Consider the following 24,508-nt stretch of genomic DNA (forward strand, 5'->3'; position numbering starts at 1 on the left):
GATTGTCAGCACGAGGAGGCCGTGATCCCGATGAGTGAGTCCACCACCACCAAGAGGGTCACGAGCGCCGACGTGGCCCGGCTGGCCGGGGTCTCGCGGGCCACCGTCAGCTACGTCCTCAACGACACGCCCCGCCAGACTATCTCGGCCGGCACCCGCACCCGTGTGCTCGACGCGGCCGCCCGGCTGGGCTATTCCCCCTCGGCCGCCGCGCGGACCCTGCGCACGGGCCGCTCCGACGTGGTGCTGTGCCTGCTGCCCGACTGGCCGATCGGCCCCGAGGTGGGCTCGATGCTGGGCCGGCTCTCGTCCGCGCTCACCCGGCACGGCCTGACCCTGGTCGTGCACCCGGGCAACCGCGAGGAACGCCCGATGACCGAGCTGTGGAAGGCGATCACCCCGGCCGCCGTCATCGCGTACACCGAGTTCTCCGACGCCGACGTGGCCGCCATGCGCGCGGCCGGGGTCGCCATCGTGGAGGCGGTCAGCCGCCGCAAGGGCCGCTCGCTGGCCGTGCCGCAGGAACTCGTCGGCCGCCGCCAGGCCGAGCACCTCACCCGGGCCGGGCACACCCGCCTCGGCTTCGCCTACCCCGACGACGAGCGGGTCCGGTTCTTCGCCGAGCCGCGGCTGGCCGGGGTGCGCGCCGCGTGCGCCGCGCTGCGGCTGCCCACGCCGGTCGGCCTGACCGTCCCGCTCGACCCGGCCGCCGCCGCCGAGGCCGTACGGCGGTGGCGCGCGACCGGGGTGACGGCCGTCTGCGCGTACAACGACGAGGTGGCACTGGCGGTCCTGGCCGGCGTACGGAGGGAAGGTCTGACGGCACCGGACGACCTGGCCGTGATCGGGGTCGACGACATCCCGCCGGCCCGTCTGGCCGACCCGCCGCTGACCACGGTGACCACCGATCAGACGGTCGTCGGGGCGCACCTGGCGGCCACCGTCGTCGCCGCGATCAGCGGGCGGGCCGCTCCCGACCTGCCCGCCGCCGACATCGTGCGGGTCGTGCGCCGGGCCACCGCCTGATCGGCGCACGTCGATCAAGTGCACAACAAACGCACAGGCGGAGCACACGGGTGACTCAGCCGGCGGGCGAATCGTGAGGGGTGTCAGAACGGTTCGCACACAGGGGGAGCGCCATGCTCGTTCAGCTCAATCGAAACACCGGCACGCACGACTTCACCGCCACGGCGACCGACCTGCCGATCAACCCCGCAACCTTTCCCCGTACGGGCCGGGGCCCGCTGCCCGCCGTGGCCTGCTTCGGCCATCCCGGTCGCGTGGCCGGCCTGGCTCAGCATCTGCCCCACGGCTGGTCGCTGCGCCAAGCCGACAACCTCGACGACCTGCGCCCCGACGAGATCGTGCTGTTCGCCGGGGCCACCGAGCGGGCGGTGGCGACCGCCCGCCGGGTGCTGCCGGGCCGCACGATGATCGTCGCCCTGGTCGACGAGGAGGCCCCGGCCGAGCTGGTGGCCGCGGTGCTCACGGCCGGGGCCGACGCCTGCGTCCGTGGGGGGCAGCCCGCCATCCTGGCCGGGCACCTGGTCGCGTGCCGCCGCCGCGACCTGGCCGACCGCTGGTCCCGCCTCGACGTTCAAGGCCGCCGCTAGGCCCAGTTTCGCGGGCCGGGCTCAGGCGCTGGGCGCGGCCGTCGGCTGCAGCACCCGGCAGGTCTCGATCGCCTTCCGGGTCGTGGCGTCGGTCGTGTCGAGCGTCGACGGATCGGTCACGCCGTTCTCCTTGAGGCAGTTCTGGTAGGCCGCGTTCTGCCCGTTGCCCCGGCCCTCGCCGCCGGGCCGGCCCGAGGGACGCAGCGACGAGCACGCCTCCTGCGCCTTCTGCCAGGTGGCGTCGTCGACCCCGGCGGGCTTGCCGGCCATGCCGCCGCCCCCGGGGAAACCGCCCCCGCCGGGTCCGGCGCTGCCCGACGGCCGGGGCATTCCTGACGGTCGCGCGCCGCTCTCGCGGGGCCCGCCCGACGGCATCGTGATCGTGACGCCGTTGTTCTTGAGGCAGTCCGTGTAGGCCGTGAACGCGCCGCCCGGCCCGCCCCCGCCGCTGTTGCCGGTGCCCGCGTCGCCGGAGTCGCCGCCGCAGGCCGCGCTCAGCACCGCCGCGGCCGCCGCCACGAGCAGCCCCGCCGCCCGGCGGGAAGTCCTCTTCTCGACCACGATGCTGTCCTTTCGCGAGGCCGGTTCTCCGATGCCGACCCACCCAAACCGCCCGACCTCGTCACCGCGTCGGCGCCGCCTCGAAGTTCGCTCGGAGCAGCTGTGCGCAAGCTGTGCCGGATTTCTTCGAGAAAATGCCGGCGGCGATGTCGAGAACGCCCGACCGGCTCCGTCCCCGGGGTGCAAGCACCCACCTACCTCAGGGGCGACGATGGAACAGCACGAGATCACCGAGGTCCTGAACCGCCCGCTCAGCCGGGAACTGCTGGCCCGCGACATCACCCGCCTGGCCTACGTGGCCAGGGACGGCACCCCGCGCAGCATCCCGATCGCGTTCACCTGGAACGGTTCGCAGATCGTGCTCTGCACCGCCAAGAACGCCCCGAAGCTGCCCTCGCTGCGGCACAACCCGGCGGTCGCCCTGACGATCGACACCGAGGTGCACCCGCCCAAGATCCTGCTGATCCGGGGCCGGTGCGAACTCGACGTGGTCGACGGCATCCCCGCGGAGTACCTGCAGATGAACGGCACCTACGACATGACGCCCGAACAGCGCGTCGGCTGGGAGGCCGAGGTGCGTTCCCTGTACGACGGGATGGTGCGCATCGTCGTCACCCCGACCTGGGCCAAACTGATCGACTTCGAGACCACCCTGCCCACCGCGGTCGAGGAACTCGTCCGCGAGCGCGCCGCGAAGCTCTGAAGGGAGCACCCCCATGGCCAAGTATCTGCTGCTCAAGCACTATCGTGGCGCCCCTGCGCCGACCAACGACGTGCCGATGGACCGCTGGACCCCGGAGGAGGTCACCGCGCACATCCAATACATGCAGGACTGGGCGGCCAAGCTCCAGTCCACCGGCGAGTTCGTCGACGGTCAGGCGGTCTCCCCGCAGGGCACGTTCGTCCGCTCCGGCGGCCCGGGGCAACCGCCGGTCACCGACGGCCCGTTCGCCGAGACCAAGGACCTGATCGCGGGCTGGATGGTCATCGACGTCGACTCGTACGAGCGGGCCCTGGAACTGGCGGCCGAGCTGTCGGACGCACCCGGCGCGGGCGGGCGGCCGATCCAGGAGTGGCTGGAACTGCGGCCGTTCATGACCGAGGCGCCCACGGTCCTCGAGTGAACGACACCCTGCTGCGCGAACTCGTCCCCGCCGTGATCGGTGTCCTGGTCCGGCGCGGGGCGGAGTTCGCCGCGGCCGAGGACGCCGTGCAGGAGGCCCTGATCCGCGCGCTGGAGACGTGGCCCGGTGACCCGCCGCGCGACCCCAAAGGCTGGCTGGTCGCCACCGCCTGGCGCAAGTTCCTCGATGCCGTACGGTCGGAGTCCGCGCGGCAACGGCGTGAGCTCGCCGTCGAGGCCGAACCGGCACCGGGCTCGGTGGCGGCCACCGACGACACGCTGTGGCTGTATTTCCTGTGCGCGCACCCGTCGTTGTCGCCCGGCACGGCCGTCGCGCTGACCCTGCGCGCGGTCGGCGGCCTGACCACCCGGCAGATCGCGGCCGCCTACCTCGTGCCCGAGGCGACCATCGCCCAGCGCATCAGCCGGGCCAAACGGCAACTGGCCGGCCTGCCGCTCGACCGGCCCGGTGACCCCGGCACCGTGCTGCGCGTGCTCTACCTGGTCTTCAACGAAGGCTACGGCGGCGACGTGGACCTGGCCGCCGAGGCGATCCGGCTCACCCGGCAGCTGGCCGCCGCGACCGGTGACCCCGAAGCGGCGGGCCTGCTCGCGCTGATGCTGCTGCACCACGCGCGCCGGGCGTCGCGCACCGGGCCCGGCGGCCGGCTCGTGCCGCTGGCCGAGCAGGACCGCTCCCGGTGGGACACCGCCCTGATCGCCGAGGGTGTGGAGATCCTGCAGGCCGCGCTGGCCCGGGACCGGCTCGGCGAATACCAGGCCCAGGCCGCTATCGCCGCCCTGCACGCGGACGCCCCGAGCGCCGCCGAGACCGACTGGGTGCAGATCGTCGAGTGGTACGACGAACTGCTCGGGCTCACCGGCAGCCCGGTGGTGCGGCTCAACCGCGCGGTCGCGATCGGCGAGGCCGACGGGCCGCGGGCCGGGCTGGCCGAGCTGGACAAGGTCGACCCCGCGCTGCCCCGCCACCAGGCGGCCCGCGCCTACCTGCTGGAACGGGCGGGCGAGCGGGAACGGGCGGCCGAGCTGTACGCCGAGGCGGCGCACCTGGCGGCCAGTCTGGCCGAACGCGACCACCTGACCCGCGCCGCGGCCCGGCTCCGAGGCAACTCCGAGCTGAGTTGAAGGCTGACGCGAGGACCGTTGACCACACTTCCGGCCCATGGGTGAACCACGGGCCGGTCGCTACCGCCGCAACCTCGACCAACCCCAACCCCAACCCCAACCCCAGCCCCAGTCCCGGCCGCAGCCGCAATCCCAGCCGCAGCCCCAGTCCCAGTCCCAGTCTCAGCCGCAATCCCAGTCTCAGCCGCAATCCCAGTCTCAGCCGCAATCCCAGCCTCAGCCGCAGCCGCAAACCCGGCCCCAGCCCCGCGACCACCGCGGCAACCTCGAGCAGCCCCCACCCCACCGCCGCCGCTGGGTCTGGGGCGTGGTGGCGGTCGCGATGCTCGCGCTGATCGGTTTCGGGGTGGTGCGCGTGCTGACCGCGGGCACTGTCGAGAGGCCAGTCGAGGCGGCGACGGTGGCGGTCGATCGGGGTGCGGTGACCAGCGAGGTGGCCACGACCGGGACGGTACAGCCGGCGCAGACCCGCAGCCTGTCGTTCGCGGTGGCGGGCACGGTGGAAAGCATTTCCGTACGGGCGGGCACTACGGTCACGGCTGGGCAGGTGCTGGCCGAGGTCGACGACACCGACGCGGCCGAGGCAGTGGACGACGCGCAGGACACCCTCGACGACGCCCAGGACGCGCTGGACGAGGCCGAGGACTCCGCGGCGTCCTGCGGTGATGATGTCCCGGCGGCCTACGCCCGGCTGTCGAGCAATCCCGTTGCCGGCGCTGCACCGTCGACGCGCTTCACGACGCCTGCACCCACCAAGACCGCGAGCCCGGCTCCGACCAGTTCGGGTGGGGGTGGGGGTGGTGCGCCCGGTGGAAGTAGCGCACCAACGGGTGGCGCACCAACGGGTGGCGCACCAACGGGTGGCGCACCAACGGGTGGCGCACCAACGGGTGGCGCTGGGAACGGTGGCGCCCCGGACGGGGGTGCGGCGAGCGGCGACGCTGGGAACGGTGGTGCTGGAAATGGTGGCGCTGGGAACGGCGGCGCGCAGAGCGGTGGCGCCCCGAACGGGGGTACGGCGAGCGGCGGCGCCTGCACGGCCGATCGCGGCCAGGGTGGCGACGCCGTTCTCAGCGCCCGGCAGCGGGTCACCCAGGCCACGACCGCGCTCGAGAAGGCCGAGGAAGCTCTGGCCGGTGCGACGATCAAGGCACCGATCGCCGGGCGGGTCCTCAGCGTGGGTGGCAAGGTCGGCAGCCAGGTCACGTCAGGTAACGCCTTCATAACGCTGGCCGACGTCTATGCCATGCAGATCAGCGCGGCCTTTCCCGAGGCCGATGCCGACCGGCTCGCCGTCGCGCAGAAGGCCGTGGTCACGTTGGCCGACCGGGCCGGTCAGGAATTCACGGCCACCGTGGTGCAGGTCGACCCGGTGGGGACCAGCGACGGCACCCTGGTGCGCTTCGGCGTATTGCTGTCCTTCGATTCCTTGCCCAAGGATCTGCTGGTTGGGCAGAGTGCCGCGGTGCGCGTGACGACCGGCCGGAAGGAGGAGGCGCTGCGCGTGCCGGCCACGGCCGTGCACGACGTGTCGGGCGATCGGGGCACGGTGCTGCGCGACGGCGTCCGCGCCGAGGTGAGCGTCGGGGTGCGCGGCGATCAATACATCGAGATCACCGAGGGCCTGGCGGTGGGCGACGAGGTCGTACGGTCGTGGTGATTGTCAGCAGGTTGACAGCAACCCAGCTGACTCAACACAAGTTCATAGCAAATTCCTAGGTGCCGTTGATACTCCTTCGGGGTGCTGACTGATTCCCGCTCCTCGGCCGCGCTCGGCGAGGCCCCGGCCCGCGCCGCGCGGGTGCTCGTCGTCGACGACGAGCCGAACATCTCCGAGCTGCTCAGCGCGACCCTGCGCCTCGTCGAGTTCGACGTGCGGGTGGCCGAGACCGGTCATCGGGCGCTGGTCGCGGCCCAGGAGTTCGAGCCCGACCTGGTGGTGCTCGACGTGATGCTGCCCGATCTGGACGGCTTCGAGATCGCCAAGCGGCTGCGGGCCGGCGGCTCGCGCGTGCCGGTGCTGTTCCTGACCGCGCGCGACGCCCTGGAGGATCGCCTGTCCGGGCTCTCGGCGGGCGCCGACGACTACGTCACCAAGCCGTTCAGCCTGGAGGAGGTGGTGCTGCGCATCCGGGCCATCCTGCGCCGCACCCAGCCCGGCCTGCGGGCGCCCGGCGAGCGGGGTGTGCTGCGCTACGCCGACCTCGAGATGGACGAGGACGCCCACGAGGTGCGCCGGGCCGGCCGTCCCGTCGACCTCTCGCCGACCGAGTTCAACCTGCTCAAATATCTGCTGGTCAACGCGGGCCGGGTGGTCAGCAAGGCGCAGATCCTGGACCGGGTGTGGAAATACGACTTCGGCGGTGACGGGCGCATCGTCGAGTCGTACGTGTACTACCTGCGCCGCAAGATCGACAAGTCGGAACCGCCGCTGATCCACACCGTGCGCGGTGTCGGGTACGCGCTGCGGCTGCCCCGGGGCAGCGACGACTGAGATGATCAAACTGTCACGGGGGAACTGGACGAGACTGCGGCGCTGGCGGCAGTGGACCCTGCGCTCGCGCCTGGTGCTGGTGGTGGCGGCGCTGGCCGCGCTCGGGCTGCTCGTCGCGAACGCGGCCGGGCTGGTGCTGATCCGCAGCTACCTGCAGGAGCGCATCGACGACCAGCTGCGGATCATGGCCGGGCCGCTGTCGCAGGCGATGCCGGAGTCCGGCGAGGTGCGCCGGACGGGGCAGGTCGACGTGTTCGCGGGGCCCCCGGCGGGCGGTGGGCACGTCAAGATCCTCGGTCCCGACCAGCTGAAGTACCTGTTCGTCGGTACGGGCCTGGTGGAGGTCACGCGCATCACGTCGGCCGGCGACGACCTGCCGGCGGTGCCCACGCTGGAGAAGGCGGCCGACTCCCCGGGCTTCCGCGAGCCGTACACGGTGGTCGCGGCGGACGGCAGCGAATGGCGGATGATCGCCGTGCGCAACGACCGGATCGGCGGGTTCGCGGTCGGCGGCGTCTCCCTGGTCGAGCTGCACGGGACCATCGATCGGCTGCTGCTCACCCAGGCCGCGGTGAGCGTGCTCGTGCTCGCGCTTCTCGGCCTCGGAGCGGCTTTCGTCGTACGGCTGGGTCTGCGCCCGCTGAACGACATGGAACGCCTGGCCACCGACATCTCCGCGGGCAACCTCAGCGGCCGCGTCACCGGGGCCGACCCGCACACCGAGCCCGGCCGGCTGGGCCTGGCCCTCAACTCGATGCTGGGCCGGATCGAGGCCGAGGTCAGCGCGCGTACGGCTTCCGAGAGCCGGATGCGTCAGTTCCTGGCCGACGCCTCGCACGAGTTGCGTACCCCGCTCACCTCGATCAAGGGCTTCGCCGAGCTGCACCGCCGGGGCGGGGTCGCGCCCGGCCCGGCCCTCGACCGCATCGAGTCCGAGGCCGGCCGGATGAGCCTGCTGGTCGAGGACATGCTGATGCTGGCCCGGCTCGACCAGCAGCGTCCGCTCGCCCGCAAACCCGTCGACCTGCTCGAAGTCGCAGTGGACACGGTGCGCGACGCGCATGCCCGCGCGCCGGAGAGGGTCGTGCACCTGGCCGGGCTGAACGACGACGAGGACACGTTCGAGCCGCCCACGGTGCTGGGGGACGAGCACGCGCTGCGTCAGATCGCCACCAACCTCGTGGCCAACGCGCTGCAGCACACGCCGCCCGAGGCCGAGGTGACCGTACGGGTGGGATGGTCGGTTCCCCGCCCGCCCGAGCCCGGCGCCGTCGTCTCGGGCCCGCCGTCACCCACCGCCGACCGGCTCGCGGTGCTCGAGGTCAGCGACACCGGCCCCGGCATCCCCGACGAGCACGCGCCGCGCGTCTTCGAGCGGCTGTATCGCGCCGATTCCAGCCGTTACCGCGGCAAGGGCGGCGGCTCCGGCCTGGGCCTGTCCATCGTGGCCGCCTTCGTGCACGGCCACGGCGGCTGGGTCGAGCTGGAACCGTCACCGGGCGGCGGCGCGACGTTCCGGGTGCTGCTGCCGACCTGATTCATAGGCGGCTCCGAGGTTGCCCGGAAGCTGCTCCGAGGCCGGGCCGCCACAGTGTCCGGCATGCCAGCGCGCCTCAACCTGCGACGTCCCGTGGTGGTGGTCAACACCGCCCTCGGGGTCGCCCTCGCCGCCGGGGGTTTCTGGGCCTACCGGACCCTCGCCGGGTCCGGCACCACCCCGGCCGCGAACGCCGCCACCCGTACGGTCGCCGTCCAGCGGGGAACCGTGACCAGCACGGTCACCGCGGACGGGACCGTGGAGAGCGCGAGCACGGCCACGGCCAGTTTCGTCACCGGTGGCACGGTCACGTCGATCTCCGTACGGGTCGGTCAGAAGGTCGTCAAGGGGCAGGTGCTGGCCAAGGTCGACCCGGCCGACGCGCAACGTTCGCTGGACGCTGCGAACGCCGACCTCGACGCCGCACAGGACTCGCTGGAGCGGGCCGAGGACGCCGGCTCCGACACGTCCACCGCCGAGAACGCCGTGCAGCAGGCCGGGCTGGCCGTGGACGAGGCGGAGGCGGCGGTCGACGGCACCGTCCTGCAAGCACCGATGGCGGGCACGGTCACCGCCGTCAACGGCACTTTGGGCAGCAACAGCGGCAGCAGCCAAGCCTCCGGCGGTCAGACCGGGGAGGAGCCGACGAGCAGCGGGTTCATCGAGATCCAGGACCTGACCAAGATGCAGATCACGGCGGCCTTCGCCGAGGCCGACGCGACCAAGCTGAAGGAGAAACAGGCCGCGACCATCACCTGGAACGCGCTCAGTGGCACGACGGCCACGGGCAAGGTGAGCGCGGTCGACCCCTCGGCGACGACGGCCGGCAACGTGGTCACGTACGGCGTCACGCTCACTCTCGACAAGGTGCCCACCGGGACCAAGGCGGGGCAGACGGTGAGCGTCGCGGTGACCACGGGCAGCGTCGCCAACGCCGTGATGGTCAGCTCGGCCGCGATCACCACGGCGGGCAACCGGCACTCGGTGACGGTGGTGACCGGGGGCGCCCAGGAGGTGCGTCAGGTCGAGATCGGGCTGCAGGGTGACAGCGCCACCCAGATCACCTCCGGGCTCGACGCGGGCGAGCGGGTGGTGCTCACGGCCACATCGGCCACGACCGGCGGCGGCACCCAGGGCGGCTTCCCCGGCGGCGGAGGCTTCGGCGGCGCCGTGGGCGGCGGCGGTGGCCCGGGCGGCGGGTTCCCCGCGGGCGGCGGAGGCGGGCGATGAGCGGGCCGGTGCTCGACGTGCGCGACCTGAAGAAGATCTACGGCGAGGGCGAGGCGACCGTGCACGCGTTGCGCGGGGTGACGCTGACCGTCGAGCGCGGCGACTACGTCGCGATCATGGGTTCGTCCGGCTCCGGCAAGTCGACGCTGATGAACATCCTGGGCGCGCTCGACGTGCCGTCCTCGGGCGCCTACCTGCTCGACGGCGTCGACGTCAGCCGCCTGGCCGACCGCCAGCTCGCCCTGGCCCGCAACCGGCTCATCGGGTTCATCTTCCAGGCCTTCAACCTCATTCCCCGTACGTCGGCGGTGGCCAACGTGGAGCTCCCGCTCGCCTACGCCGGGGTGAAACCCCGCGAGCGCCGCCGCCGCGCCATGGCCGCGCTCGACCTGGTGGGCCTGGCCGACCGGGCGCGGCACGAACCCAACCAGCTCTCCGGCGGTCAGCAGCAGCGGGTCGCCGTGGCTCGCGCGCTGGTCACCGAGCCCGCGCTGCTGCTGGCCGACGAGCCCACCGGCAACCTCGACACCCGCTCCACCGACGACGTGCTCACCGTCTTCGACCAGCTCAACGCGGCCGGCCGCACGATCGTGCTGATCACCCACGAGCCCGAGGTGGGCGACCGCGCGAAACGGCTGATCCGCCTGGTCGACGGCAGCGTCGTGCACGACGTGCGGCAGGCCCCGGTGACGGTATGAGCTTCCTCGAAGTCGTCCGATTCGCCCTGCGCGGGCTGTCGGCCAACAAGCTGCGGTCGGCGCTGACCATGCTGGGGATCCTGATCGGGGTGGCGGCGGTGATCCTGCTGGTGGCGGTGGGCAACGGCTCGGCCCGCGCGATCAGCGACCGGATCGAGGCCCTGGGCACCAACACGATCACCGTGATGAGCACCGGCCGTGGCGGCTCGAGCAGCACCGCGATCACCAAGGCGATGGCCGACGCGCTGGTCGACCCGGAGCTCGCGCCGGACGTGCGATCCGTGTCGCCGGTGGTCAGCGCCTCGGCCACTCTCACGTACGAGGGCACCGACCACGACGTCACCTCGTTCGTGGGCACCACGCCGGGCTGGTTCACAGCCTCGAACACCCCCGTCGGGCGCGGCGCCGCCTTCACCGCGGACGACGAGGCCCAGGGCCGCCGGGTGGTCGTGATCGGGCAGACCGTGGCCGAGGAGCTGTTCCCCGGCCTCGACCCGATCGACCAGCAGGTCACCGTGGGCGGGGCGCTGTTCACCGTGGTCGGCGTGCTCGACGAGAAGAGCTCGACCGGCTTCCAGGACGCCAACGACACCGCGATCGCCCCGCTGACCGCCGTGCGGCAGGTGCTCACCGGCTACGGCTCGCTCACGTCGATCCTGGTCGAGGCGGCCGCCCCCGACCGCGTCGACGCCGTACAGGCGCAGGTGTCGGTCATCCTGAACCAGAAGATGGACGTGGCCGACGGCTCGACCACCACGCCGTACCGGATCCAGAACGCGTCGCAGCTGCTCGAGACCCAGACCGAGACCGCCGACACGTTCACCACCCTGCTCGGCGCGGTGGCCGCGATCAGCCTGCTCGTGGGCGGTATCGGCATCACCAACATCATGCTGGTCACGGTGACCGAACGGACCCGCGAGATCGGCATCCGCAAGGCGCTGGGCGCACCCCGGCGCACGATCCTGACCCAGTTCCTGATCGAGGCCACCCTGCTCAGCGTGCTCGGCGGCGCCCTCGGGGTGGCGGCCGCGCTGATCGGCAGCAGCTTCGAGATCGTCGGGGTCGAACCGGTGATCGTGCCGAGCTCGGTCGGGCTCGCCCTGGGCGTGTCGATCGCCATCGGCCTGTTCTTCGGCGGTCTGCCGGCCGCCCGCGCCGCCCGGCTGCGCCCCATCGACGCGCTGCGCTACGAGTGAGGACCCCGTTGTGACGCCATCGAACGACGACACCGAGGTGCTCCGCCGCCTCGACACCGAGCCACGCGACGACGATTTCGCGGCCGAGCTGGCTCGGGCCGCCCCGCGGCGCTGGTGGAACCGGGGCACGCTGGTGCTGGCCGGGACAGTGCTGCTCGTGGGCGGCTTCGCCGGTGGCCTGCAGGCGCAGAAGCAGTGGGGGAGCGCCGACACGCCGACCGCCGCGGCCCGGGGCTTCGGCGGCGGGCAGGATCGGGCCGGCTACGGCGGGCAGGCGCCGGGCGGGCAAGCTCCAGGTGGGCCGGCGCCGGGCGGGGCGTCCGCCGCCGCGGCCACCACGGGCAAGGTCAAGCTGGTCAACGGCACGACGATCTATGTGGAGACGTCGGACGGCCAGGTCGTCACCGTCAAGACCGATGCGAGAACCAGTGTCGCCACGGCCACGAAGGGCAAGGTGTCCGACGTGAAGGCGGGTCAGTCGGTGACGATCCAGGGCAGCACCGGCTCGGACGGCAGCGTCACGGCGACCTCGGTGACCGCCACGAAGTAGCCGGTGGTCACCGCGCAGGCGGATGGGGCGCGGAGGCGAGGCCGCGCCCCGTTCTCATGCGGGGGTCACTGCGGCACGGCGGCCAGGGCGGTCTTCAACTGGGCGACCGAGGTGGAGACGCGGCCGACGCTCTCGGCGAGGTCGGGGATCTGCCGATTGGTCAGCGCGCCCGCCCGCACGTTGGCGGTGACCAGGGCCCCCATCGCGCTCAGATCGGCGCCGCCGGTGGCGCGGCCGATGTTGTGTTCCCAGATGTCGTTGACGCAGCCTCGCACCTGCTTGGCGATCTCGGCGGAGAGCCATTTCTTGTCGTCGTCGGTCAGTGCCACGGGAATGTCCTCCAGATGCCAGGAGGCCGTCGAGGCCTCGTGCCCGGTCTTGTAGGAAGCGGAGAAGTGCGCGTGATCGGTGTGCGGGTTGTCGCCGTGATAGTCGGACCGGCGCCAGTCGTTCGACGCCTCCCAGATGCGGCGGTTGAAGATGACGTACCGCAGCCTCTGCTCGGCGCCGGATCGGCAGCGCCCCAGCAGAAACTGCACGACCGCCTCCATGCTCAGGCCGGGCAGTCGCAGGTCCTGGTCGATGTCGAGGGCGTGCACCTCGTTGACGTCGTCCGGGTCTTTGTGCCGGAGGAAGGCCGAGTCCTCGTCCGGGGTGTGATCGGACGTCGGCTCGTGGTCCGCGTCGCCGATCGTGCCTTCCGCGCCCTTCCGCCGGTGCGGCGCGAGCCTGTCGAACTCGTCACGCAACCGGAGCAGACAGGGCACGACGATCCATTCCGACATGGGTCACCTCGTCTGTGTCTGTTTTCGGGTCTGCGCTGAAGAGGGATGAAGGTTCTCGGCAGATACGTCGTCTCGCTGACAGAATGCGGGCCATGGACGAAGTGAAGCGTGAGCAGGACGGCGAGCCCGGGATCGGCCGGCGGGCCTTCTTCGGCCGGGCGCTGCTGCTGGTGGGTGGTGCGGCCACCGTGCTGACCCTGTCCGGCTGCCCGGGCGGCGACGGCGGCGATGACGACGACGATGACGGCGGCGACGACGACGACTGAGCCGCGCTATCGCGGTGATAGGTGACGACTGATATGACGTCGTCATATGTGTATCCATTGATGAATGGCCCCGCCGCTCCATAGTCTGAGTCGGGCTTGGACCGGGGAGGGCGGCGTGCAGTCCGACGTGAGTGCCCTGCGAGGCCGAGGCGATCTTCTCGCGACGATCGAGGGTCGCCTCGGCGCGGGCGGCGGGGTCGCCCTGCACGGCCCGGCCGGGATCGGCAAGACGGCCCTGCTGGACGCGGTCGCCGCGGCCGCGTGTGCCCGCGGTGAGCTGGTCGTTCGGCTGCGCCCGGTGCGCAGTGAGCGCCGGATCCCGTACGCGGGCGTCGCCGACCTCATCCTGCAGTTGCCGTCACCGGCCCGCGAAGCTCTGCTACCGGCCCAGCGGGGTGCCCTGGCCGCGCTGCGGCAAGGTCTGGCCCCGCGCGCCGGCGCTCCCGCCCTGGCCCGGCGGCTGGTGCTGCCGCTGCTGCTCGCCCACAGCGCCCGCCTGCGCCCCGTTCTGCTCGTGCTGGACGACTGCCAGTGGCTCGACCCGGAGTCGGCCGAACTGATCGCCTTCGCCATGCGCCGCCGCCCCGGCCCCCGAGTTCGCGTCATCGCCGCCGAGCGCCGCCCGGACGCCGGCTCCGGCCCGCCCGCGGCCGATCGCCGTCCGGATGCTGGGTCGCGTCCACCGGCCGCCGAGCGTCGCCCCCACTCGGCCGGCTCGTCAGCCGCCGACCGGTCGTTCGCGGCGTCGGCCTCGTCCGTCCGTCGGCGGGCGGCCCGGCTCTGTCCGGCGCCTGCCCTCGAACTGGCCGTGCCGCCGCTGGAAGCCGATGACCTGACCGAGTTGCTGGAGGCGCACGGGCTGCCCTGCCGGACGGCGAGCCGGCTGCACGAGGCCAGCGCGGGCAACCCGTTCCTGGCCCTGACGCTCGGGGCGGCCCAGCCGCCGGGGGAGGCGTGGCGGCCCGCGCCCCTGCCCGAGGCGGCCCGGGAGCTGCTGCGGGACCGGCTCGCGGCGCTGCCCGCCGACGTCGCGCACACCTTGCTGGTGGCCGCGCTGGCCGCCGGACCCACGGTCGCGTTGCTGCGCCGGGCGGGCCGGGAGGACGCCGTGCGGGATCTGCGGGTGGCCGCCGCGGCCGGAGTCGTGGAGGTGACCGGGGAGCGGGTCCGGTTCACGCCGCCGCTGCTGGCGACAGTGGTCGCCGAGGACGCCCCCGCCGGTGACCGGGCCGAGGCGCACGCCGCCCTGGCCGCGGGGGCTGTCGACCCCGTGCAGGCGCTGCGGCATCGGGCTCTGCGCAGTTCGGTGCCCGATGCGGCGGTCGCCGGCTCGCTGGCCGCGGCGGCCGAGCGCGCGTCCGGGCGGCCGGCCGCCGAGCTGTATCTGCTGGCCGCCGACCGTTGCCCGCACACTCACGCCGACCGGCGGCTGGACTGGCTGGTCGCGGCGGCCCGGGACGGTCTGGCCGGAGGCGCCGCCGCGCTGGCGGGCCGGGCCGCGGAGGCCGTGCTGGCCGCGCCGGGGGCGTCCGCCGAGCATCGGGTGCGGGCCCGTCTGGTGTTGATCGACCTGGCCGGGCAGGGGCTGGCCGAGATGGGCGAGATGTTCGCGGCCGCGCTGGCCGAGGCGGGCGACGACCCTTTCCTGAGCGCCCCGGTGCGGTTGCGCCGCACGTGGGCCGCGCTGCTCACCGGCGACCCGGACCGCGCGGCCGCCGAGGCCGCGCACACTGCCCTGGCCGCCCGCCGCGCCGCCGACCCGACCACCGAGGCGATGGCGTTGAGCGTGCTGGCCCAGATCGAGCGGCTGCGCGGCGAGCCCGGCTGGGCCGACACGCTGACCCAGGCCCTGGTGCTTCCGGCCGCCCCGGCGCCGGATTGGTTGCACTACGGCCCGCGCTATGTGGCGGCCCGGTTCGCCATGATGGACGACCGGCTCGAGGAGGCCCGCGCCGCGCTGCTCGGCCTGCTGGTGGTGGCCGAGCAGGACCGGATCGGCGAGGCCCGGGTCGAGGTGCTGCGGAGCCTGTCCGAGGTGGCCACCCGGGCCGGGCGGTGCCGCGAGGCGCTCAGTTACGCACACCGGGCCGTCCGGGCCGCCCAGCGGGCCGGGCTGAGCCCGGGGCCGACCTGGTACACGGCGGCGATCGCGGAGCTGGCCGGTGGCAGCTTGAGCGCGGCGGCCGGTTTCGCCCGGCGCGGGGTGCGCGCCTCCGAACAGGAGGGCGACACTCTCTATCTGCGCCGCAACCTGCACGCGCTGGGCCAGGCCGAGCTGCGGGCAGGGGAGACCCGGGCCGGCGTGGCGGCGCTGCGCCGGCTGCGCGACCTCGATTCCGGGTTCGCCGGGGCCGACCCGATGATCGTGCGCTGGCACGGCGACCTGGCCGGCGGGCTGGCCGCGCTGGGTGAGCACGCCGAGGCGGTGGCCACGCTGGTCGCGGGGCGGGCCGCGGCTGAGCGCCTGGGCGAGAACCCGGCGCTGGCCGGCTATCTGGACCGGGCCGCCGCGGTCGTGCTCTCCGAGAGCGGTCAGGCCGACTCGGCCGTGCTGCTGTCGGCGTCGGCTGCGCAGCACTTCGAGCAGCTGCACCAGCCGATCGAGCAGGCTCACGCGTTGCTCGTGCAGGGCAGCGCCGAGCGGCGCCGCCGCCGGTACGCGGCCGCCCGCCTGGCCATCGGGGCCGCGCTGACGATTTTCCTGGCGGCCGACGCGAAGCCGTGGGCCGAGCAGACCGAGCGCGCCCTGGCCGGCACGTCGGCCGCCGGCACCCCGATCGACCTGGGCCTGACCTCGACCGAGCTGCGCATCGCGGGGCTGGTGCGCGACGGGGCGAGCAACCGGGAGATCGCGGGCCGGCTCTATCTGAGCGTGAAGACGGTGGAGGCGACGCTGACCCGCATCTACCGCAAGCTGGGCGTCCGTTCCCGGACGCAACTGTCGTCCCGGCTGCCCACTGTGGTGTCCGAAGTCACCACGAGTGTCTGACCAGCCACTTCACCACAGAGGGTGACACCGGCAACAGCTTCCGCGTGGCCGCGGTCACCTTTGAAGCGCAAGTTTTACCTGCTTGATTTGGGTATGAAGCGCGGGCCGCGGATCGTTGTACCGGAAGGCGACGAGGCCTATCGCCATCACTATCCGTTAAGGAGACGGCCATGCAGTTCACGACCACGCTTCGCGACGCCCGCACAGCGCTGGCGAACCGCCGCACCATGCGCGTCGCCCACCGCCGGCTCGCCGAGGAGCTGTCGTCGTTCCGGTCCACCGCCGAGCGCGCCGAGCTCGACCAGCTTCTCAGCCGTCACAGCGCCGAGGAGACCGAGCAGATCCGCGAGATCCTCTACCGCCAGGACGTGGCGCGCCAGCAGAGCAGCGGGCGCCAGACCGCCGGCCTGGGCGGATATCTGGGCTGACCCCACGAGCGCACAACGCAGCCGGCCCCGGAGATCGCTCCGGGGCCGGTTTTGTCGTGCCGGGGTCAGCGGCCGCGTTCCTTGTCGTGGGCGCGCAGGCTGCCGGCGTGAGCCTTGGTCTCCGGGTCCTTGCGCGACTTCATCAGGCTGGCCACGGTCGTGACGGCCAGGACGCCGATGATGACGATCAGTGAGAGCGACGTCGGGATCTCGGGCGCTGACTTGGTGATGTCCTCGTGCAGCCAGTGCAGGATCAGCTTGACGCCGATGAAGGCCAGGATCACCGACAGGCCCGCCGAGAGGTAGACGAGACGGTCGAGCAGGCCCTTGACGAGGAAGAACAGGGCCCGCAGGCCGAGCAGGGCGAACGCGTTGGCCACGAAGACGATGAACGCCTCGTTGGTCACGCCGAACACGGCGGGGATGGAGTCGAGCGCGAACAGCAGGTCGGAGCTGCCGATCGCGATCAGCACGATGAACATCGGTGTGACGACCCGGCGGCCGTCCACCTTGGTGATCATCTTGCCGCCGATGTAGTCGTCGGTGACCGGCAGGAACCGCTTGCTGGCCTTGACCAGCGCGTTGTCCTCGACGTCGGGATCCTCGTCGCGATGCCGGAAGAGCTGGATCGCGGTGAAGATGAGCAGCAGCCCGAACAGCAGGAACATGAACGAGAAGGCGTTGAGCAGCGTCGCGCCGAGGGCGATGAAGATGACCCGCAGGACCAGCGCGATGATGATGCCGAAGGTCAGGACCTCCTGCTGATACTTCTCGGGCACGGCGAACGTGGTCATGATGATCACGAAGACGAAGAGGTTGTCGACCGACAGACTCTTCTCGACGATGTAGCCGGCGAAGTACTGGGCGCCGAAATCCCAACCGGCTATCTGTCCGAAGACGATGCCGAACACGACCGCGACCGCGATGTAGAAGACGGACCAGGCGGCCGCCTCTCGGAAGCCGACGGCGTGCGGGCGGAGCACGCCGAGTGTCAGGTCGAGGGCGAGCAGGGCGACGATGACCCCGATGGTCAGCGTCCAGCCGAGCGCGTTGACCTCAAGCATGGCGAAGGAACCTCCGGGCGATAAGCGGGGGGCAACCTGTTGATCGTCCTCGGTTGAGCTGGGAGCTTCCTGAACGCAGCCCTGCCTAGCTGGGATTTTAGCCGTCGCGCGAGATCCTGCCAGCGGGAACGAGGGTTTCGCCCAGCTCGGTGGCCCAGCTGCTTGCCTGCACAAGCAAGGAAGCGGTCAAAAACTACGCTGTGTATTGATGCATTCTTGTCAACACTTTCCGTCATCGCTCCCGGAGGGCTCTCCGGTCCCGCTCCGGAGGTACGCCAAATGTATCGACAGGCGTGCATCGGACCGAGATTCTTGCCGTGCAGCAAACTCGTTCGGGACCGAAAGGTGCCTGGTAGGAGCAATGATGCAGAATGCATTCTGGATCGGACCACATCGGACGAAAATTGGGTCCCAAGAGGACGTTGCGCGACGTTGACCTCGCTGGCATGCTACGCGATGTCGTTCTGGGGGACGCACACCGTAACGTTGGCTATGAGCAGTAAGAATCACTTTCGGTAATCGTGGGGCGAGGTTAGCGCGCGTCACCCCGCGTGAATACCGAAGTGGAGAGGAGAAGTGCCGTGACGGCATCGGCACAACTACCCCTCGCCGACGATCTCTTCCTCACCGCGCACGACACGGTCAAGGGCAAGTGCCTGCTCTCCCCGGCGACATTGGGCCTCGGCATGGCCGCCGCCCTGATCGGAGAACTCGTGCTCTGGCGCCGCCTCGACGTGGTGGACGGAAAACTCCAGATCATCGACGACCGACCCACCGGCGATCCCGCCGCGAACGCCGTTCTCGACCAGCTGCTGCGCGAGGGCCACCACCGGCTCGTCCGGGATTGGATCTCGTTCCTCGCCACCGGCGTCGCGACCGACCTGGTCGAGCGCCGCCTCGCCCGGGCCGCCCTCGTGCAGCGGCAGGAGAAGCGAGGCCTGTTCGGCAGCAAGGTGTCCTTCGTGCCCTCCGACTCGATGATCGCCGGGTGGCCCGCCACCCGGATCCGCACGTTCGTCGGCCGCGGAGAGCTGCTCGACATCCCCGACCTGGTGCTCACCGGGCTGATCCTGGCCACCGGCCTCGACCAGCATGTCTTCCTCACCCTCGACACCCGTGACCGTACGGCCCTGTTCGACCAGCTCAAGCGCCGACTGCCCGCCATGCTGCTCGAGCTCGTGGGCCAGGCCGAGGCCGCGGTGGGCGACGCCGTGATGGCCCGGCGCGCTTGACCTGCGAACCCCCTTTCACCATCCCCTTCTCAACCCCCTCCTTCTCAACCCCCTCCTGGAGACCGCGTGTCCGCCACCACTACCAAACCGCCCCAGAGCCAGCTCTCGACAGCGTTGGCCCGCGACCGTCTCGGCGTGGCCGCGGTCGTCTTCTTCGTCATGTCGGCCGCCGCGCCGCTCACCGTCGTCGCCGGTGTCGTGCCGACCGGCCTGGCCGTCACGGGGCTGACGAGCATCTCCATCGCCTTCGTGGCGGTCGCCGTCGTGCTCGCGATCTTCGCGGTGGGCTACGTCGCCATGGCCCGGCACATCGCCAACGCGGGCGCCTTCTACGCCTACATCTCGCAGGGCCTGGGCCGCCCACTCGGCGTCGGCGCGTCCTGGGTGGCGCTGCTGGCCTACAACATGTTCCAGATCGCCGCGTACGGCGGCTTCGGCGCGATCGCCTCCCCGCTGTTCGACAAGTGGTTCGGCCTGGACATCCAGTGGTGGGTGCTCGCGCTCGTCGTGTGGGCGCTGACCGCGGTCCTCGGCGTCCGCGACGTCGCCGTCAACGGCAAGGTCCTGGCCACCCTGCTGGTCGCCGAGATCATCGTCGTCTTCGCGTTCAGCCTGGCCGACCTGTTCTCGCCCAACTTCCAGGCCTCCTCGGCCCCCGTCGACGTGAGCAGCCTGGCCGGCGCCGGCTCGGGCGCGCTGCTGGCCATGGCCATCACCGGCTTCGTGGGCTTCGAGCAGTCGGTGGTCTTCAGCGAGGAGTCGCGCGACCCGCGCCGCACCGTGCCCCGCGCCACCTACATCGCCATCGCCCTGATCGCCGTCCTCTACGGCTTCGCCGCGTGGGCGATGATCTCGGCCGCCGGTGACGACGTCGTCGGCCGGGCCGGCGCCGAGGGTCCCGACCTGTTCTTCAACGTCGCCTCCGACCAGCTCGGCGGCCGGGCCGTCGACCTCGGCTACGCGCTGTTCCTGACGTCGCTGATCGCCGCGATGATCTCGTTCCACAACATCATCGCCCGCTACATGTTCTCGCTCGGCCGCGAGGGCGTGCTGCCGCGTGCCTTCGGCCGGACGGTCCCCGGCACCGGCGCCCCCAAGAACGGCTCGTTGATCCAGAGCGCGCTCGGCCTGACCGTCATCGTCGTCTACGCCGTGGCCGGCTGGGATCCGCTGGTCAACCTGTTCTTCTGGGGCGGCAGCGGCGGCGGTATCGGCGTGCTGCTGCTGATCACACTGACGTCGCTCGCGGTCATCGGCTACTTCGTCAAGCACCCCGAGGGCGAGGACTTCTGGCACCGCCTGGGCGCGCCGGTGCTCGGCTCGGTCCTGCTGCTGATCATGTCGTACCTGGCGCTGAGCAACATCGCCACGCTGTTCGGCGTCGAGGAGGGCAGCAAGCCGACCTGGGTCGTGCCGCTCGCGTTCGCCGTCCTGCTGATCGCCGGCATCGCCTGGGCGCTCGTTCTGCGCAGCAGCCGCCCGCAGGTCTACGCGGGCATCGGCCTGGGCGCCCGCAGCGCCGCCTCGACGGGTGGCTTCTCGGCCGCTCTCGCCTCCACCGACACGAAGGACCACCAGTGACGACGTACCCCGAGATCCGCCCGGCCCGCGACGAGGAGATTCCTGCCGTCGGCCACCTGATCAGCCACTCCTTCTTCGAGCTGGACGCGAACGCCTACCTGGTGCCGCCGCTGGACGACCGGTTGAAGGTGATGGCCGACTTCTTCACGCTGCTGACCGAGCACGCCCAGAAGTACGGCCGGGTCGACGTCATCGACCTGCCCGGCGGGGGCGGCCTGGCCGCGACCGCGGTGTGGTTCGACTACACCCGGGACGCGCCGGACCCGGAGGCGTACGAGGAACGGCTGAACGCACTGGCCGGCGAGTACATCGACCGGTTCGTCGCGCTGGACCTGCTGTTCGAGAAGCACCACCCGCACGACCCGCACTGGCACCTGGCGTTCCTGGCTGTCCACCCCGACCACCAGGAGCACGGACTCGGCAGCAAGCTGATGGCCCGTACGCACTCCGAGCTCGACAAGAGCGGCGTCCCCGCCTACCTGGAGGCCACGAACCACAACAACGTGCGCCTCTACCACCGGGTCGGATACGCCGACATGGACCCGTTCGAGATGCTGCTGCCCGACGGCACGCCGTTCTATCGCATGTGGCGCGCCTGACGTTGCCGGGAAAGGGGCGCGGCCACCGTCCGGCCGCGCCCCTTCTCACCAGCTGAACTCCGGGCCGCGCGCGGTGCCGCCCGGGATCAGCGGCCGCGACGTGTACTCCCACGTCTCCACCACCACCAGCCGGCGCCCGCGCGGCGGATTCAGGTCGACCGGCCCGCACGCGTGCTTGAGCGCGAAGTCCGTGAACATCAGACCCTTGCAGGTGTACGGCCCGGCCAGCACCTCGTTCGTCGAGGCGTCCCGCAGCGTCAGCGCAATGTCGGCCTGCACTCCGGGCATCGCCTCCATCTGACCCACCACCCGGACGCCACCGCCCACCGCATGACAGGGCCGCGCCAGCACGGGGTGGCCCAGATCCCAGTCGTACTGGTCGCCGCACACCCACGGCCCGAGCGTGGCCTCGGCCCGCGCCCCGCCCGGACCGGCCGAGGCGCCTACGCCGACACCGACGCCACCACCGCCCGGCTCCGCGGCCCGCGACGGCGTGGCCGAGGGCGCGGCCGCCTCGGGCAGCTCGCCGCCCGTGAGCGCCGGAGGGCTGGGGGCCACGGCCGCCAGCGCGGGCAGCCCGGTCGCCGCCCCGGACGGATCGGTGCCGGCCCGGGGGCCGCCGCTGGAACCGAGCCGGCTGTGCCCGCCGGGCTGCGCCCGCTGCTGGGTCTGCGTCTGCGGGGCGGCCACCGCCGGGTCGGCGCCGCCGTCGCGCAGCAGCTGCCACGCGTTGAAACCGCTCACCCCGGACATGGCCAGCACGCCCGCCATCAGCGCGACCATCGCCCACGGCCGCCGCCACATCCACGAGCGGGGGCCGTTGCGGGGCCGCTTGCGAGCGGGCGTGCGGCGTACGGAGGGATGGGAAACCGCGCGGACCCCGAGGTGCGGCGTGGCGGTGGGCGCGACCTCCCGCTCCTCCTCGGGCGCGGGCAGCGCGGGTACGCCGGCGGTCGCGCGGGACAGCTCACGCAGCGCGGCGCCCAGCTCGGCGGCGGTCGGACGGCGATCCGGGTCCTTGGCCAGGCACCAGGTGATCAGCTCCCACACCGGGTGCGGCAGGCCGGGCGGGCGCTGCGGAACCTCGTCCAGGTGCCCTCGCAGCACCGCGAGCGGTTCCCCGGCGTACGGGGGAAGGCCGGTCAGAAGCTCGTAGAGGACGACCCCGGCGGAGTAGACGTCGGACGCGGGCACGGCCTCGCCCTGGATCGCCTCGGGGGCCATGTAGTGCGGCGTGCCCACGATAGCCTGCGGGGTGGTCAGACCGGCGGTGTCGAGCACCCGCGCGATGCCGAAGTCGGTCAGGCGCACCGCGAGCCGGCCCGCGTTCTCCTGCAGCAGGATGTTGTCGGGCTTCACGTCGCGGTGCACCACGCCCAGCTCGTGCGCCTGGGCCAGGGCGGCGGCGACCTGGGACAGCAGGTCGGCGGCGCCGGCCGGGGCCAGGGTGCCCTCGGCGCGCAGGTGGGTGCGCAGGCTGCCGCCCGAGACGTAGTCCATCACCAGCGCGAGCGAGCCGCCCGCGCTGAACAGGTCGCGGACGCCGACGATGTTCTCGTGCCGCATCATCATCAGGATCGTGCGCTCCTGCACGAACCGGATGACCAGCTTGGGCTGACGCAGCAGGCCCTCGTGCAGCAGCTTGACCGCCACGTCGGCGCCGGTCGACCGGTCGATGCCGCGCCAGACGGTGCCGGTGGCGCCGTGCCCGACCGGGCAGACCAGCACGTACGAGTTGCCGACGAGGCGGCCGCTGAGATCGGCGGTGGCCGGGCCGTCGCCAGTCATAGAGGGGTGTGACTGCACGTGACGTCGAATCCTTCCGATCGGTGTCGTAGCGACGACGATCGTCCGGATCGATCCGTATTGGGGCAACCTTTCGATGCCCGATCTGTCACAGATGGCAAGTCACGCCCGATACCCGTCACCTCACTGTGAGTGACTCGTTCCCCTCTTACTCCGTTCTTTACTTCATCTGCACGATCTGGATCAGGTTGCCGCAGGTGTCGTCGAGGACTGCCGTCCACAGCGGACCGAGGTCGGCCGGCTCCTGGGTGAACCGGACGCCGAGCCCGCGCAGCCGCTCGTGCTCGGCCTGCACGTCCTTGACCGTGAACTGCGTGTACGGAACGCCGTCGGCGACCAGGGCGGCCTTGAACGGCCGGGCGGCGGGGTGACCCTCCGGCTCGAGCAGCAGCTCGCAGCCCTCCGGGTCCTCGGGCGAGACGACCGTCAGCCAGCGGGCGTCACCGGTGGGCACGTCGTGCTTCTTCACGAAGCCGAGCACGTCGACGTAGAAACGCTCGGCCTTGGCCTGGTCGTCCACGATGACGCTGGTGATGGTGATGCGCATCAGTTCTCCTTGTGCCATCTCTCGGTGAGACGTTGTAGGGGAGTGGTGTCGAGGTGGTGGAACTTGTAGCGCCCGTCCCTGCGGCTGCGCACCAGGCCGGCCGCGGCGAGCGTGTCGAGATGCTGCGAGATCGCCTGCCGGGACGACTGGAGCTGATATTTCATGGCGAGCCGCGAGCAGATCTCGAACAGCGTCTGCCCGTCCCGCTCGGCCAGCTCGTCCAGGATCTTGCGCCGCGTCGGATCGGCCAGCGCCTTGAAGACGCTCTCGTCGGCCGGGGTCTCGCGCACCCGCCCATGATAGGCAAGCCGTCACTTGCCTATCAACCCCGTCTACGGTGACGTCGTGGTGGAGGACGACATCTGGCCGGCAGTCGACGCGGCCCGCGAATGGCTGGACCAGTCGAACGGAACGTTGCCGCTCGAACTGACCTGCCGCATCCTCAAAGTCACCGAGGAAGCGGGCGAGGCGGTCCAGGCCTGGATCGATCTGCTCGGCCAGAACCCGCGCAAGGGCGTCACTCACACCCGCGAGGACGTCGCCGCGGAACTGGCCGACGTGGCCTTCACGGCCCTGGTCGCGATCGCCAGCCTCGGCCTTGACCCCCAAGCCGCCCTGGCCGCGTGCGCCACCAAGGTCCGAGCCCGCTTCCCCTTGGCGCCCCACCCGGCTCCGGCCGACCCGGCCACCCCGATTCCCGGCGAAGCCACCGCCCCAGGGTCGGAGCCCTCCACCGTTCCGGTCGTTTCCGCGCCGTCCATAGCGTGGCCCCCCGTAGGGTCCGGCGTCTGACGCCGAGCCGCCCGCACATCAACGCCTCCCGTCGAGCCGCCCGCGGTGCGTGAAGCGGTACGTGGCTGGCCGTGCGGTCGGCCCAGTGCGAGCCGCCGCCATGCGCGGGGCGGGCTGCCGGCCGGTATGAGCGGGGTTGGGGTTCAGCGGAGCGCTGGGTTTGGCGCGTCAGCGCTGCGAGGGTGAGTGTTCACGCAGAATGAAGGGTGCGGACACCCGGGAGCGGAGCGAGCGGGTGGGGAGCGCCCGGCCTCCGCGGGAGCGACGGTCG

The 24,508-nt window shown here is 72.0% G+C and carries 25 protein-coding genes; 19 read left to right on the plus strand and 6 right to left on the minus strand.

Going from position 1 to position 24,508, the window contains the following annotated elements; translation table 11 throughout:
- Positions 1-30: 30 nt before the first annotated feature.
- Together BKA14_RS02895 and BKA14_RS02900 are read left to right on the plus strand one after the other, a co-directional pair.
- Positions 31-1,026, plus strand: coding sequence for a LacI family DNA-binding transcriptional regulator (locus tag BKA14_RS02895; RefSeq protein ID WP_184949387.1), 996 nt, complete (start codon positions 31-33; stop codon positions 1,024-1,026).
- Positions 1,027-1,139: 113 nt separating this feature from the next.
- On the plus strand, positions 1,140-1,613 hold the full coding sequence (locus BKA14_RS02900; RefSeq protein ID WP_184949388.1) for a hypothetical protein: 474 nt from the start codon (positions 1,140-1,142) through the stop codon (positions 1,611-1,613).
- Positions 1,614-1,634: 21 nt separating this feature from the next.
- Here BKA14_RS02900 and BKA14_RS02905 read toward each other — a convergent pair whose 3' ends face one another.
- Complete coding sequence (locus BKA14_RS02905) at positions 1,635-2,174, minus strand: hypothetical protein (RefSeq protein WP_239092934.1); 540 nt, start codon at positions 2,172-2,174, stop codon at positions 1,635-1,637.
- 211 nt (positions 2,175-2,385) lie between these two features.
- On the opposite strand from BKA14_RS02905, the gene BKA14_RS02910 reads away from it, so the two are divergent.
- The 10 genes from BKA14_RS02910 to BKA14_RS02955 all read left to right on the plus strand — a co-directional run bounded on the left by BKA14_RS02910 (position 2,386) and on the right by BKA14_RS02955 (position 12,148).
- Complete coding sequence (locus tag BKA14_RS02910; RefSeq protein WP_184949389.1) at positions 2,386-2,877, plus strand: pyridoxamine 5'-phosphate oxidase family protein; 492 nt, start codon at positions 2,386-2,388, stop codon at positions 2,875-2,877.
- A 13-nt stretch (positions 2,878-2,890) separates the two neighbouring features.
- Positions 2,891-3,298 (plus strand): YciI family protein, encoded by a 408-nt coding sequence (locus tag BKA14_RS02915; RefSeq protein ID WP_184949390.1) that lies wholly within the window; start codon positions 2,891-2,893, stop codon positions 3,296-3,298.
- A complete protein-coding gene (locus BKA14_RS02920; protein ID WP_184949391.1) occupies positions 3,295-4,443 on the plus strand; it encodes an RNA polymerase sigma factor in 1,149 nt (382 codons plus the stop codon). Before BKA14_RS02915 ends, BKA14_RS02920 begins: the two co-directional genes overlap by 4 nt.
- A 307-nt stretch (positions 4,444-4,750) precedes the next feature.
- Positions 4,751-6,103: an efflux RND transporter periplasmic adaptor subunit gene (locus tag BKA14_RS02925; protein ID WP_239092935.1), complete on the plus strand. Its 1,353-nt coding sequence runs from the start codon at positions 4,751-4,753 to the stop codon at positions 6,101-6,103.
- 81 nt (positions 6,104-6,184) lie between these two features.
- Positions 6,185-6,937 carry a response regulator transcription factor gene (locus BKA14_RS02930; protein WP_184949392.1) on the plus strand — a complete coding sequence of 251 codons (753 nt, stop codon included), beginning with the start codon at positions 6,185-6,187 and terminating at the stop codon, positions 6,935-6,937.
- A 1-nt stretch (position 6,938) separates the two neighbouring features.
- Positions 6,939-8,474, plus strand: coding sequence for a sensor histidine kinase (locus BKA14_RS02935; RefSeq protein WP_184949393.1), 1,536 nt, complete (start codon positions 6,939-6,941; stop codon positions 8,472-8,474).
- A 63-nt stretch (positions 8,475-8,537) separates the two neighbouring features.
- The gene (locus BKA14_RS02940; protein ID WP_184949394.1) at positions 8,538-9,704 is read left to right on the plus strand and encodes an efflux RND transporter periplasmic adaptor subunit; all 1,167 of its coding nucleotides are present in this window, start codon (positions 8,538-8,540) and stop codon (positions 9,702-9,704) included.
- The gene (locus BKA14_RS02945) at positions 9,701-10,402 is read left to right on the plus strand and encodes an ABC transporter ATP-binding protein (protein WP_184949395.1); all 702 of its coding nucleotides are present in this window, start codon (positions 9,701-9,703) and stop codon (positions 10,400-10,402) included. The genes BKA14_RS02940 and BKA14_RS02945 overlap by 4 nt, the downstream gene beginning before the upstream one ends.
- Entirely contained in the window at positions 10,399-11,598 is a 1,200-nt protein-coding gene (locus tag BKA14_RS02950; RefSeq protein ID WP_184949396.1) for an ABC transporter permease, read from the plus strand. Before BKA14_RS02945 ends, BKA14_RS02950 begins: the two co-directional genes overlap by 4 nt.
- A gap of 10 nt (positions 11,599-11,608) precedes the next feature.
- Positions 11,609-12,148 carry a hypothetical protein gene (locus BKA14_RS02955; RefSeq protein WP_184949397.1) on the plus strand — a complete coding sequence of 180 codons (540 nt, stop codon included), beginning with the start codon at positions 11,609-11,611 and terminating at the stop codon, positions 12,146-12,148.
- A gap of 65 nt (positions 12,149-12,213) precedes the next feature.
- Here the strand turns inward: BKA14_RS02955 and BKA14_RS02960 are convergent, their stop codons facing one another.
- Positions 12,214-12,933 (minus strand): hypothetical protein, encoded by a 720-nt coding sequence (locus BKA14_RS02960; RefSeq protein ID WP_184949398.1) that lies wholly within the window; start codon positions 12,931-12,933, stop codon positions 12,214-12,216.
- A 92-nt stretch (positions 12,934-13,025) separates the two neighbouring features.
- On the opposite strand from BKA14_RS02960, the gene BKA14_RS02965 reads away from it, so the two are divergent.
- The 3 genes from BKA14_RS02965 (at position 13,026) to BKA14_RS02975 (ending at position 16,616) form a co-directional block, all read left to right on the plus strand.
- Complete coding sequence (locus BKA14_RS02965) at positions 13,026-13,199, plus strand: hypothetical protein (RefSeq protein WP_184949399.1); 174 nt, start codon at positions 13,026-13,028, stop codon at positions 13,197-13,199.
- A 115-nt stretch (positions 13,200-13,314) separates the two neighbouring features.
- On the plus strand, positions 13,315-16,188 hold the full coding sequence (locus BKA14_RS02970) for a helix-turn-helix transcriptional regulator (RefSeq protein WP_239092937.1): 2,874 nt from the start codon (positions 13,315-13,317) through the stop codon (positions 16,186-16,188).
- A 170-nt stretch (positions 16,189-16,358) separates the two neighbouring features.
- The gene (locus BKA14_RS02975) at positions 16,359-16,616 is read left to right on the plus strand and encodes a hypothetical protein (protein WP_184949401.1); all 258 of its coding nucleotides are present in this window, start codon (positions 16,359-16,361) and stop codon (positions 16,614-16,616) included.
- A 65-nt stretch (positions 16,617-16,681) separates the two neighbouring features.
- Here the strand turns inward: BKA14_RS02975 and BKA14_RS02980 are convergent, their stop codons facing one another.
- Complete coding sequence (locus BKA14_RS02980; RefSeq protein WP_184949402.1) at positions 16,682-17,680, minus strand: TerC family protein; 999 nt, start codon at positions 17,678-17,680, stop codon at positions 16,682-16,684.
- 581 nt (positions 17,681-18,261) lie between these two features.
- On the opposite strand from BKA14_RS02980, the gene BKA14_RS02985 reads away from it, so the two are divergent.
- From BKA14_RS02985 to BKA14_RS02995, 3 genes are all read left to right on the plus strand, one after another.
- Positions 18,262-18,912 (plus strand): GOLPH3/VPS74 family protein, encoded by a 651-nt coding sequence (locus tag BKA14_RS02985; RefSeq protein WP_184949403.1) that lies wholly within the window; start codon positions 18,262-18,264, stop codon positions 18,910-18,912.
- 66 nt (positions 18,913-18,978) lie between these two features.
- Positions 18,979-20,493, plus strand: a complete 1,515-nt coding sequence (locus tag BKA14_RS02990; protein WP_184949404.1) for an APC family permease — start codon at positions 18,979-18,981, stop codon at positions 20,491-20,493.
- Positions 20,490-21,092, plus strand: a complete 603-nt coding sequence (locus BKA14_RS02995) for a GNAT family N-acetyltransferase (protein ID WP_184949405.1) — start codon at positions 20,490-20,492, stop codon at positions 21,090-21,092. Before BKA14_RS02990 ends, BKA14_RS02995 begins: the two co-directional genes overlap by 4 nt.
- A gap of 45 nt (positions 21,093-21,137) precedes the next feature.
- Here the strand turns inward: BKA14_RS02995 and BKA14_RS03000 are convergent, their stop codons facing one another.
- From BKA14_RS03000 to BKA14_RS03010, 3 genes are all read right to left on the minus strand, one after another.
- Positions 21,138-22,880 (minus strand): serine/threonine-protein kinase, encoded by a 1,743-nt coding sequence (locus BKA14_RS03000; protein WP_184949406.1) that lies wholly within the window; start codon positions 22,878-22,880, stop codon positions 21,138-21,140.
- 178 nt (positions 22,881-23,058) lie between these two features.
- Positions 23,059-23,445, minus strand: coding sequence for a VOC family protein (locus tag BKA14_RS03005; protein ID WP_184949407.1), 387 nt, complete (start codon positions 23,443-23,445; stop codon positions 23,059-23,061).
- Entirely contained in the window at positions 23,445-23,735 is a 291-nt protein-coding gene (locus BKA14_RS03010; protein WP_184949408.1) for an ArsR/SmtB family transcription factor, read from the minus strand. The genes BKA14_RS03005 and BKA14_RS03010 overlap by 1 nt, the downstream gene beginning before the upstream one ends.
- Positions 23,736-23,790: 55 nt before the next feature.
- Here BKA14_RS03010 and BKA14_RS03015 point away from each other — a divergent pair, with 55 nt between their 5' ends.
- Positions 23,791-24,237: a MazG-like family protein gene (locus BKA14_RS03015; protein ID WP_239092939.1), complete on the plus strand. Its 447-nt coding sequence runs from the start codon at positions 23,791-23,793 to the stop codon at positions 24,235-24,237.
- Positions 24,238-24,508: the final 271 nt, after the last annotated feature.

The sequence above is a fragment of the Paractinoplanes abujensis genome (assembly GCF_014204895.1).
Lineage (GTDB): Bacteria > Actinomycetota > Actinomycetes > Mycobacteriales > Micromonosporaceae > Actinoplanes > Actinoplanes abujensis.